The organism is Fulvivirga sp. M361 (genome assembly GCF_007097395.1).
In the GTDB taxonomy this organism is placed as follows: Bacteria; Bacteroidota; Bacteroidia; order Cytophagales; family Cyclobacteriaceae; genus Fulvivirga.
Genome location: NZ_VKDC01000015.1, coordinates 123,599 through 135,613 on the forward strand (window position 1 = coordinate 123,599; position 12,015 = coordinate 135,613).

The following is a 12,015-nucleotide window of genomic DNA, read 5'->3' on the forward strand; positions in this document are numbered from 1 at the left end:
CCGACCTGTAAACCTTTGAAGACACGAAAAAAGCGTTTTCTAATACCGCTTCCCCCCCGGTTGGTTTTAGTGTCAGTTATGGTCTTAACGACCTGCTGCACTTTAACAAAGGCACAGGATTGTCATCAGAAACTTAAGCGGCTTTATGCCAGGAATTCGATAGGAGGGTTAGAATCGTATCTCCTGGATTATACCGTATCGATCCGGTTTAATGGGGGAGGTATTCCAAAGACAGAACGATTGAAAGTAATCGCTACAGAAGGTAAATCCCTGATTGAATCCCCGGCTTACAAGATCTACCAGGATGCAGAGGCTATGGTGTCCCTGTTATCGGATCAAAAGACCATCTTTATTGCCGGGAACCCCGGTGATGTACTACGTAACAAACAAATGACCAACTGGTTGCAATTACAGGATTCATTGATATCCAGTGCTAAGGAGGTAAAGTGTAGCCAAGATGAAGTAAGCGGAACTCCTTTGATAAAAATGAACGTCACCCTGGATGAGGCGGTTAAACAACATTACCTTCTCGATGAGTTTATTCTTTGGGCAGATATGGACATTTCTGCTATGGTGCAGGCCAGGGTCACGTATGTCGAAGGCCCTCTGAAGTCTTTGGACCTCGTGATCCATCAGTACGACCCGGCCTTCGCCGGAAAAACCTTTCAGGGCAGTGCGCTGCAACAAGTCTATGGAGGGAATGGACTAAAGCCGGATTTTAAAGGTTACAAAGTGATCGATGCAAGGAAAAAAACATCTTCTCATAACACTCCTCATTAGTATGGTGAAAGATATGATCATAGCGGTTAAGAAAGTGAATGCCTTTATAAAACCATCTCTAACCCCCTTTATGAGGGTGAAATGGATTGTTTTTTTGCTGTTAGTTTCCTTTCAGAGTTATGGGCAATTGCAGTTTTTTGCTTACAGGTGCCTCCCCCCTACAGTTATAAAAGATGCATATATTGCCGATCCTGATAGAAATACCAGTTATATTCCCGGAGAAGTATACGATTTCAATTTTGTGGTATTTGATCGATTTTTCCCACCATCACTTCCAAAGGTATTTGCAAGTCATTATGAGTGGCGCTTGGATGGAAAAAAGATGAGTAGTGGAGAAGCTTTGTCCGTAAGGTTAACATTACCACCGCTGGATAATGGGATCCATGTTCTTGAGCTTGTTCCTTTAAAGACCTGTTACAGCTTGTTTAATGTTATTTTTTTCGTTGAAACTGATAACTTGTTTAAAGTTATTCGTGTGCCTAATTCCGAACAGAAAACATTCATAAAACAACTGCGAGTGGTAAACCCTTGCGAACCCAATGTAGTCATGACCTACGCAGGGACAGATACTGAGATATGTTCCGGCACAACCCAGCTTTACAGACTGAATAATGCCGTTGATGGCTACTCATGGTCCGCAGACAATGGGGCAACAGTTAGTGTCAATGGCTTTGAAGCTAATGTGACCTTCCCATTGGAAGGTAATTATACCGTTACAGCTACCAAAAACAACAATGCTGCTTGTGTTTATTCTATTGATGCTGAAGTAGGTGTGAATCCTAAGGCCATTGACTTTATTGACGGACTTTTCAACACCTGCCAGGGCAATACACAGGAGTTTACTGTAGTAGGAGCACAAAATGCGGATGTGCTTAACTGGACCTTCCCGGCAGGAGTCACTCATACCTTTCCAGAGGCAACACGCCGTACGGCTTTAGTGACCTTTCCCAATACCGGGAATTTTAACATTGGTGTGGTGGCTCAGAACAGTTGTGGATCGGGGACGTCTACTTCCTTTGATGTTAATGTGGAAGCTGTGTCCGTAAAGGATCCCGAGGAGACATTTACACATGGTCAGTTGAGTACTTTGCCAACAACACAACTGGTATTGAATACATGTGAAGAGCGGGCATCTTCGTGTCTTGGAAAACTCCAGGCATTGGCACTCAATGTACAGCTTGACCTGGGAGATATCTATAACTGGGGGGAACAGGAATTCACCACACAGGTCGATTTTTCCATGACCGGGAAAGATGCCTCAGGTGTTACCCTATTTACTGAAAACGGAATACTTGCCATCAACAAAGATAATCCACGTGCCCTGTACAAGCATAGTGTATCCACGAATTTTGCTGACCTCAGAACCATTGACGTGGCAATCACCAATTACCCTGGTAGTGGGGGGATAGTGGATAACACCGTTCGTTTTAAAGTGTGGTACGAAGACCAGGTGGAGATCAGTGTTGGCAAGATCAAACTGAGCAGCCATACCGCCGTACCTGTGAGTATAGGCAGCTGGAATGTACGTTTCTCCTGGAATAGCACTTGTTCTATAGTGGGTAACTACCAGTTACGTTTATTAAGGCTTTTTGAAGGTGAAACAGTTCCCGATGAGTTGGATTTGCGATGGAGTAATGCCACGATCATTGAAACCACTTCCGCTGATATGTTTACGGATGTTGTGTTGGCAGAAGGTAGCGGGCAGTACCTGTGGCAGGTGCGTCCGGTGGGGAATAAGCCAGGTAAGGTGGCGAATCCCGGTAACCTGCCTTTATGGCCTTCGACAATACATACCCTTAATTTTACCCAGCCTGATGAGGAAAAAAACTTTATCTACAGCCGTACGTTCACGGAAGGGAACCGCACCAGTCAGCAACTGACCTTTGCCAATGGCCTGAATCAGGTTCAACAGCAACAAACAAAGCTAGAGGAGGCCAATCAAGTAGTGGTCACCCAATCATTGCAGGACTATAGCGGTCGTGATGTATTACAGAGCCTTCCTGTACCGGTGAAAGGAAAAGCCGAATTGGGCTACCAGCCTGATCTGGTGTCCAACGGCACAGGGCTATTTACGGCCGCGGATTTTGATGCCGATATTAAGGTCAATGACCCGTCATTAGCTTACCTGGATAAATTGGCAGGAGATAATGGCTATTATGGAGGTACGGATAATGGAATTAATGAAAAGGTACCTGATGCATCGGGAGTACCCTATACCCGGACATTGTTTGCTAACGATGGTACAGGCCGTCCTAAAGCACAGGCAGGAGTAGGAGGCACACATGGTCTTAAAGGCGGGAAGACCGTTCGTTATTTCTATACCAGTGTTGCACAACAGGAGCTGGGCTTTATGTTTGGCAGTGAAGCGCCTGCGGCTTCCAACACACACAAAGAGATCATGGTTGATGCTAATAATACTGCCAGTGTCACGTACAAGGCAAAAGACGGGGCGGCCATTGCTACGGCATTGGTGATCGGTACCGGCAACGATAACGTAGAAGGACTGGATTCCCGGCAAGCGGCCACCCGGGCCATCACAGAAACGATCGATGTAGAATCCGCTATTGCCACAGGGGTGAGTAGCGCCACCAAGAGACTGGTGTTTACTATTCCCACCGGACTTCATGTTAATTATACCCTGAGTTCAGGAACTATCCAGGAGTTGTGCAGTAACACATGCAAAACCTGTGATTACGAAGTGACCTTCATACTGCATAATGAAAAAGACCCGTCCGATACGAAGGTTTTGTCAAATCTTACCATCAATGCTACTGCGGTAGACTGTACTTCCAGGGTCCCATTTCAACGTGATACTCTTATGAGTCTTCAGGCAGGGAGCTATATTCTCGAAAAACGCGTAAGATCAGGTAATCGCGCCGCAACGGGTAATTTATATATTGAAGACCACTTGGCGATGGTTCGTAGCTTCTACGACAATGAACTGGCCACAACATTCAATCCTATGGATGCCTATCTGAGCGGTGCAAGTATTGACTTGCAAGGGTTGTATAATTACCTCAATCTGCAAGGACTCGTCCCAATAACTCCGGACACAGGTGATCCCTATTATGAAGTGTCGATAGGTTGCGATGGGGACATGGTTCGTGTCCCTTTTTTACAGGAAGATTGTGAGGAACAATTGACCTGTGACGAAATTAAAAACCTGGATTTTGTCCAATACTTTGTTGACTACTGGACGGACAAGTTCGATCGTTCGTCAGGGGAGCCAGGTGCTCTAAACCCTGCCGTACCCGTAAGTACCCGAAGGTCGTTCAGAAGATATGAGACCTATCGGTTTTTAAGGCTGGACTATTCTCCTATACGCCGCTCTATATCAATGTTACCGACGGAATTCAACAGGATGATGCACAACTTCCTCGCTGAAACAGACAACCTGGGGGTTCCATTGTATGATTGTCAGATTGTCTGGGACATATGGAGACAACAAGTACAGAACTATGAATACCTCAGCAATATGCATTTGGACCCGAGCGATACCCCTGAAGGTTTCAATCCGGTAAATTATGAATATAACTTCATCCATAATTTTTTTCGCACTATTGAAATTGAGCTTGGAGAGACGGAAACTGACCCGGAGAGACAATTCATTCGAAAAGAAGGGTTTTTTGAAGGGCGCCTGACTTCGGTGATAATGGAAAGGATCTATGAACTCTTTTACTATAACCCTGAGGATGAAGCAATGTCGAATTGCATGGAAGGTTATATTGACTTTTACAACTCAAACCCTGATAATACCCCTTGTAATCAGGCTACATTGACCCAAAGGTTTGATTGTTTGACCTACACCGAGCGACATAAAATATATCAATGCGTCAACTTCGGGGATTACACCGTGGGAAATCCTGAGGATGAGCTGCAGAAAAACCTGGACCGTCTGACCAGCCGGTGCCTCAGGTCTTGTGAAGACCGCCGCGAAGCTTTTGAGCAGGCCATTATAGATGATATCCATAATCAGGACCTGTACATAGAAGGGGATGCTTTTCTATTGGAATTTGATTCTGTGAGGCAAGTGAAAATACTCACAGGGAGCCCCAGAGACCCTGCTGTTTTTGATATTGATGCCTGTGAAATAGAAGCTATGACGGATGCGCTTGTGGCTAATTGTGAAGGGTACTGTGAGATTGGTTTCATTCGCCACCCTACATCGGGGGAGATCATTGGGGTAGATACTTTAGAGCAACGTACGAATTTGCAGAAAGTACTTACTGCTGATTTTGAGGTGAGTGTGAATGCAAACGGCAATAGTAACTGTTCCATTATGGTTGGCTCCGATGTAGTATCAGGCAATAACTCCGAGGGAAACTGGGGTGTGGTAAGGACTTTAATGAGTACTGACCTTAACTACTTGACCAATTACTCAAACAACCGATATTTAAACCATTTTCGTGATACATTTGGAAACTATTATGTTCTTTATACAGGACAACCATTTCATAATGTCAGGTTAAATACTGGTGTTGACCTTACAGGAAGTACAGCACCTTATGATTTTTATATTAATAAATTTAACCCACAAGGAGAACTAGTATTTACCAAGCGGCTTGAGGTAAGCATTCTATCGGCTATTGGATTATCACAGACTTCACCCACACTTTTGACTGACAGTCTTGCTCAAAACTCTGAATCGCCTTCACTAAATCAAACAACAGCATTGGCGGCATCGACCGGCGGTTTAGCTAATGCCTCTTTCAATTTTAACGTTAACATGTCAGGAAGCCCATCTTCAGGAAATATTTATTTCAATGTGGACAATGACTATGATGGACCTCTTGACTTTGAAATTAAACTGGATGGAATGGTAGTACATACCAGTAACAGGGCAAATGGTGTAATTACGGACAATACGGTTTCCATGGATACTAACGGGTATGTAAGATGGGTTCGTGATGAAACACGTGATTACTATACCTCTGGTGGGCATCAGGTAGTGGTGGATGGACAAGAAAATGTGTATTCAATTATCTACAGTCCATATTCCCAAATAATAAAAAGAGATCAATTAGGTGGGTTTAAGTGGTTTAGTAACCAAATAAGAGTCTCGAATGGATCCGCAATTTCAAGGACCGGTCAATTTGCCGTTGACTCAAATGGTAATTGCTATTATTTGGATTACTATATAAGTCCGATTAATACGAGTTCCCCGCTGAATGTTACGCTAAATGGTGCAGTTATTGATAGTACAAATTCACAACAAGGGTATTTACTTGTAAAGTTAAACCCTGATGGAAGTTATGGATGGCACAAATTCTTTTCATTTGATGGAGAGAACAATCCCCGGAGAACAGAAATTAAATTGCACGCCAAAGAAAACTCTGTTGTTGTATTTAACCTTCATAGAGATAAGCTGATCAATGGTGCACCTCCATTAATTGATGCTCAACTGTCATTGCTGGAATATACTTCTTTAGATGGATCATTGCTCAATGATAGGATTATTAATGGAGCATCGTCGATATCATTGCATGTCAGTGCTTTATATGAAAATGAGTTGAATTTTTATATTCTTCATCCAAGGTCTAACAGCTCACCGTATCTTATTGAGATTGCAAAGAATGATCTTACTGCAACAATTATTGGATTAAATCCGCCTCTTTTTGAGGATTTTAATGCTAATGTGCCTGCATTTACTACTTTTTATAAGTCAGGTGAAAATTATGAGTTTACGGCAATGAATTCAAGAACCCAAGGGAATTTAGGGGGCAAGATAATTGAAGATCTTGTATTTGATAATGACTATTTCCTTGCAAAATACAGTCCTTCGACAAGTTCTTGTAGCTATCCCTCCCTCTGCTTCCGCTTCGGAGACCCCATACAAGACATCCCCATCCCTCCGGGTTTCGAGCCATATGTCTTTAAAGCGCAGCCGTTAACTTGCGAAGAACTTAACGTCAACAGCGTCATCGCCTCACTGGACTATCAAAAACAACATTTTTTGGATACTAAACTCGAAGTTTTTCGTAATGACTACGAAACGAACTGCCTGGATGCTACCAAGGTTAATGATCAATTTACTATTAGCTATGATCTGGGCTATCATCATTACACGCTGTATTATTATGACCGTGCCGGTAACCTGATGCGAACTGTTCCTCCCAAAGGCTTTAATACAGTAGACCCTGAAACACATACGCTTACCACTAACTATCACTATAACAGTCTGGGACAATTAGTGAACCAGAACAGCCCTGACGGTGGCGAGACCCGGTTCTATTATAACGATATCGGTCAACTACGTTTTTCACAAAACGCACGACAGCAGGTAGAAGGAACGTATAGCTATACCAAGTACGACCGGCTGGGCAGGATAGTGGAAGTAGGGCAAAGTACCGAAGGGATTAACGTATTTACTCGACGTATAAATTCGATGGATTTTCCTGTTACCGGGGAGGAGAAGACTGTGACGATATATAACCAGGCTTACGGAGGAACACTATCCTATCTACAACGTTATTTGCGTAACCGGGTATCCTACAGCTATCTGGACGAGGATGGACTGGACACTACCACGAATGATCGCACGTACACCGTTTACAGTTATGATCCTCATGGTAATGTAGAGTGGCTGGAGCAGATCATACCGGGATTGGAGCAGAAGTACATAGCGTATAGCTATGATCTGCTGAGCGGTAACGTGCTACAAGTGAAGTATAACCCGGGACAGCCTGACCAGTTTTACCATAAATACGAATATGATGCGGATAACCGGATCACTGCGGTATTCACTTCCCTTGACGGGCACCTTTGGGACAAAGACGCGGAATACCATTATTACCCCCATGGTCCGCTCAAAGAAGCCATTGTAGGCCAGGATAAGGTACAGGAGCTGGACTACACCTATACCATCCATGGCTGGTTAAAAGCCATTAACGATCCAGCTACCAACGATCCGATGGAAGTTTTGACCGGGAAAGATGCTTTTGCTATGGCGCTGAACTATTATAGCGGCGATTACCAGCGTTCAGGAAGCACATTGGGAAGCCTTACCCCAGCCAGCAACCGGGACTTGTATAATGGCAATATAAGTGCCTGGGAAATGGCTACACATGCTTCTGACGATAGCTGGATGCACACAGGGTATCAGTACACCTATGATGAGTTAAACCGTATTCGCGACAGCCGGTTTAATGTAGGCCGTGACGACATTTTTTATAACCGGGGTGGGTTCCAGGCGGATTTTACCTTAGATGCCAATGGAAACCTGGTGACCCTGGATCGAAATGATATAGATGCGAACCATTTTGATGCGCTCACCTACCATTTGCAAAATGGCAAAAATCGCCTTGACCATGTATCTGATGCCATCACCGATGCCGAATTACATGCAAAAGACATAGAGACACAGACCATCCATAACTATGAGTACGACTCCATAGGTAACCTGGTACGTGATCACCAGGAAGGAATGAACATTGAATGGACGGTATACGGTAAAGTAGACGAACTCATTAAGACCAACGGCGGCACTAGGTTCACCTATGATCCAGCCGGTAATCGCGTGCGTAAACAAACCACCGATGAATTCGGTAATGAGCACAACACCTACTACATTCGTGATGCCGGTGGAAATATCATGGCCACCTACCGCCGGGAGGATATAGCAGGCGTTGCCGGTACCGCAGTACTAAAAGAGATCCCGCTTTATGGCAGTGATCGCATAGGCGTATATACACCGGAAGGGGCCTTTGAAAATAACCAGCAACCTTCTGTTAATGTCAGCACCAATACCTCGGTCAATACTTACCAGGGAGTGTCCTACGATGTGGACCAGGGGGTGAGCCTTACATTAGAGCCGGGCTTCAGTTATGAAGATGGTGTTGACGGAGATCTGTTCAATATTGCAGGACCGGGAAGTACCGATGGAACGCTTCCCGCCAATGTCTATGTAAGACACCTTGATCATAAACAATATGAACTCAAGGACCATTTGGGCAACGTACGTACCGTAGTGAGTGACCGAAAATTAAGTACAGTGACCGGCTCCACACCTTCAGATTTCAGACCCGCCATTATCAGTGCCAGCAGTTATTATCCTTATGGGATGGACCTTCCTACAGTACATTGGGAGCCTGATACTTCTATTGCCACCATGGAACCGGCCGATGTCCTGCTGGAACTGCCTGAGTTTCATAACTATGCCGATGTTCCGGTGTCTTATGATCCGGTCTTTAATCATACGGAAACGTATGTCAATCAGGGAGTGGGCGGAACACCTTCTGCTTCAGTAAAACTCACTGCAGCCAATGACAGCAGCATTATTGGGCTGGCCAAAAGTTTAAAAGTACAGGCCGGTGATAAAATCACCATGAAGGTATACGGCAAATACACCACCCCCCAGGATCTGAACAACCTGACCAATGTAGCTGCATCACTCGGAGATGCCTTCGTTGATGCCTTTGCCTTCCAGGGCACACAAGAGGGGATGGCCCTGGGACAGTTTTTCTCTGACCTCTTTGCCGAAGGAATCACTTTTGCAGGAACAAATGACAATACGGAACAGGTGAATGCTTATCTCAACTATCTGTTTTTTGATAACGACTATGTACTGCAAAATGCAGGGTTTGCTTCTCTTCGCAATGGAGCAAGAGAAGATGGCACGAATATTACCCATGACAGCTTGAAGTTCGAACTCATTCCACAACAGGATGGTTACCTTTACATCTACACATCTAATGAAAGTCCTCAAGTCACCGATGTGTATTTTGATGATTTCATGGTAGTTCATGAAAGGCTGGTGCCGGATGTGGCGTATGATCCGGATCTGTTAGGGTACCGATATGGCTTTAACGGTAAAGAAAAGGACCAACAAGGAGAATGGGGGTTAAACCACTACGATTATGGGTTCAGGATCTATAACCCTGCGCTGGGTAGGTTTTTGAGTGTAGATCCCCTTACTAAATCATATCCGATGCTTACTCCATATCAATATGCATCTAATAACTCAATAACTTTAATTGATTTAGACGGACTTGAAGGGGTGTTGTACCCAGGACAATACCAAGGATATAGTCCTTTTGACGCTAATCAAGATAGACATGTATCTAAAGTTGAACTAGAAACCGGAGTTACAGTTGTTAAAGGGATAGTTTTAACAGGAGCAGCAATAGGAGTCGGAGCTTATGCACTGCCTTATGTAGTCACTGAAGCACAATTATTTTTATCAGCACCTGGGGCTTATCTTTATAACCTGTTCAGTGATCCGTCAAAAGTTGAAACGATTTTTGAAACCACTATAGATGTTCTTTCTCCGGATGGAGGTCCTATTAATACTACTTCTGTTGTACCTGATGTTGAAGATATTGTAGTAAAGGGATATGGTGAATACTTGTTGAAGACTTATTCAAAAAAAATAATTCGAAAAAAATTCCATAGACTTTCTGCAATTACCAATAAAAGAACTGGCTATACATATGTAGGTAGGGCCGGAGGAATCCGGTCTTTAAATGATCCATCTATTCACCCAGAATTGAGGAAAAGATTATCAAAGAAGCAAATTGAAGATTGGAATCAAGCAAATTGTGCTGAGTGTGATGCTGCAAATCAGGCGTTATGGGATGGTGCAAGTTGGGATGAGTTATCTGATCCTAGAGCATTTGAATTTGAAAATGTTGATGGAGGTAAGTGGATTCTTAAAGAAAAGTGTGATCATTGTGAAGTCACTTTTAGTGATAAAATAGGAGATGATCAATGATTTGAAAAAAGTGTCCATAAGAGGCCGAGTTGCTTTTTCAATATTTTGTTTTTTAAATGCAATTGAGAAGATTAACCCAATGTTAAAGGATAATCATTTAATTGATTTAATAACTGATAGGGCTTGGCAATTTGTAGAGAATAATGATTTGGTGCATTCTTATAATAACTTTCTAGATATTGCTCCTGAATGTATTCTGGATGAGAAATCTGATGGATATTCGGAATTTGAAAGCATTAGCCTTCAAGATTACCAAGACTTAATAAAGCTTTATGAGACATGGCCCACGTGTTTGAATAATATACTGGATATGCTTAGTTATGTGATGAGCATTAATTTGTACTCAATTACAGGTGAATACAGTTATGATACCCTAAAATATGTCAATAAGATAATTGATATTATAATTGACAATAATATGATACTCCCAGATACAAATAGATTTTTAATTACTCCATTTAGCGCAAATAGAGGTTGGGGAAATGTAATTGACAGAAATAAGTTTTAATTATGGCTGGCTCCATCAGTCCTGACCTGGCTTAAGTATAAGGGTAGCGGTTACTTATGCTTAGAAATTGCTGCCAGGTTCACAAGTGATGACTATCTCTAAGGCCTCTGGCCGACTACAACCCGGCATTTATCAAAGTGCTGTATAAAATCAAAATTCCGCTCCCTATTCCATCAAAATGTTACTACCTTGCCATTCGTCTATGGTCCGGAAAAGTCTCCTTTTTTCACTCTTCTTTTTAATCGCTTCGATCAACTATGCCGAACAGTTTCTGAACGAAAAAAAAGAAGTGCCCGACAGTTTGAAACAGGTAAAAAAGTTGGATTCCCCCCAATTGGCTTAAGTATGAGCGTAGCGGTTACTTATGCCTGCAAATTGCGGCAAGTTTGTAACTTGCTTTCCATTATACAGAATAATGCCCTCAAAATACAAGATAAACGATCATTGTACCCCACACTTCATCACCTTTGCCGTCGTAGAATGGGTAGACGCTTTATCAAGACCTGAATATTAAGACGTCGTCATTGAAAGTTTAAAATTTTGCCAGCAATCCAAAGGGTTGCTTCTATATGCTTACGTGATCATGAATAATCATATACATTTGATCGCCGCTGCACTGGAAGATTATAACTTGTCCGATATACTACGTGACCTGAAAAAGCATACAAGTAAAACATTGTTAGAAAGGATTAAGGGTAATCTACAAGAAAGTAGAAGAAAATGGATGCTATGGCTTTTTCAATCTGCTGGTAAACGAAATAGCAACAATACCCACTACCAGTTTTGGCAGCAGGATAATCGGCCGACAGAATTGTCTACCAATACCATGATGGATCAGCGATTGGATTATATTCATGATAATCCGGTTAAAGAAGGCCTGGTTTATGAACCGGAGGTATCCATCCGAAGAACCGCATATTTCAAAGTTGGCCTAAACCCTGTAATCTTGCGTGATGAAAAGACACGACGCTTCAAAGATGCAAGAGCATTACGAAGAGTGGCTGCTATCGGGCAAGAG

4 protein-coding genes are annotated in these 12,015 nt (G+C 43.0%); all 4 read left to right on the top strand.

Going from position 1 to position 12,015, the window contains the following annotated elements:
• The first annotated feature begins 15 nt into the window (after positions 1 to 15).
• Complete coding sequence (locus FNH22_RS17330) at positions 16 to 780, top strand: hypothetical protein (RefSeq protein WP_143399691.1); 765 nt, start codon at positions 16 to 18, stop codon at positions 778 to 780.
• Entirely contained in the window at positions 740 to 10,489 is a 9,750-nt protein-coding gene (locus tag FNH22_RS17335) for an RHS repeat-associated core domain-containing protein (protein ID WP_143399692.1), read from the top strand. The genes FNH22_RS17330 and FNH22_RS17335 overlap by 41 nt, the downstream gene beginning before the upstream one ends.
• Positions 10,479 to 10,997 (top strand): hypothetical protein, encoded by a 519-nt coding sequence (locus FNH22_RS17340; protein ID WP_143399693.1) that lies wholly within the window; start codon positions 10,479 to 10,481, stop codon positions 10,995 to 10,997. The genes FNH22_RS17335 and FNH22_RS17340 overlap by 11 nt, the downstream gene beginning before the upstream one ends.
• A 523-nt stretch (positions 10,998 to 11,520) precedes the next feature.
• Positions 11,521 to 12,015: transposase (locus FNH22_RS17345; RefSeq protein WP_255518081.1), on the top strand; the 495-nt coding region annotated here is incomplete at its 3' end.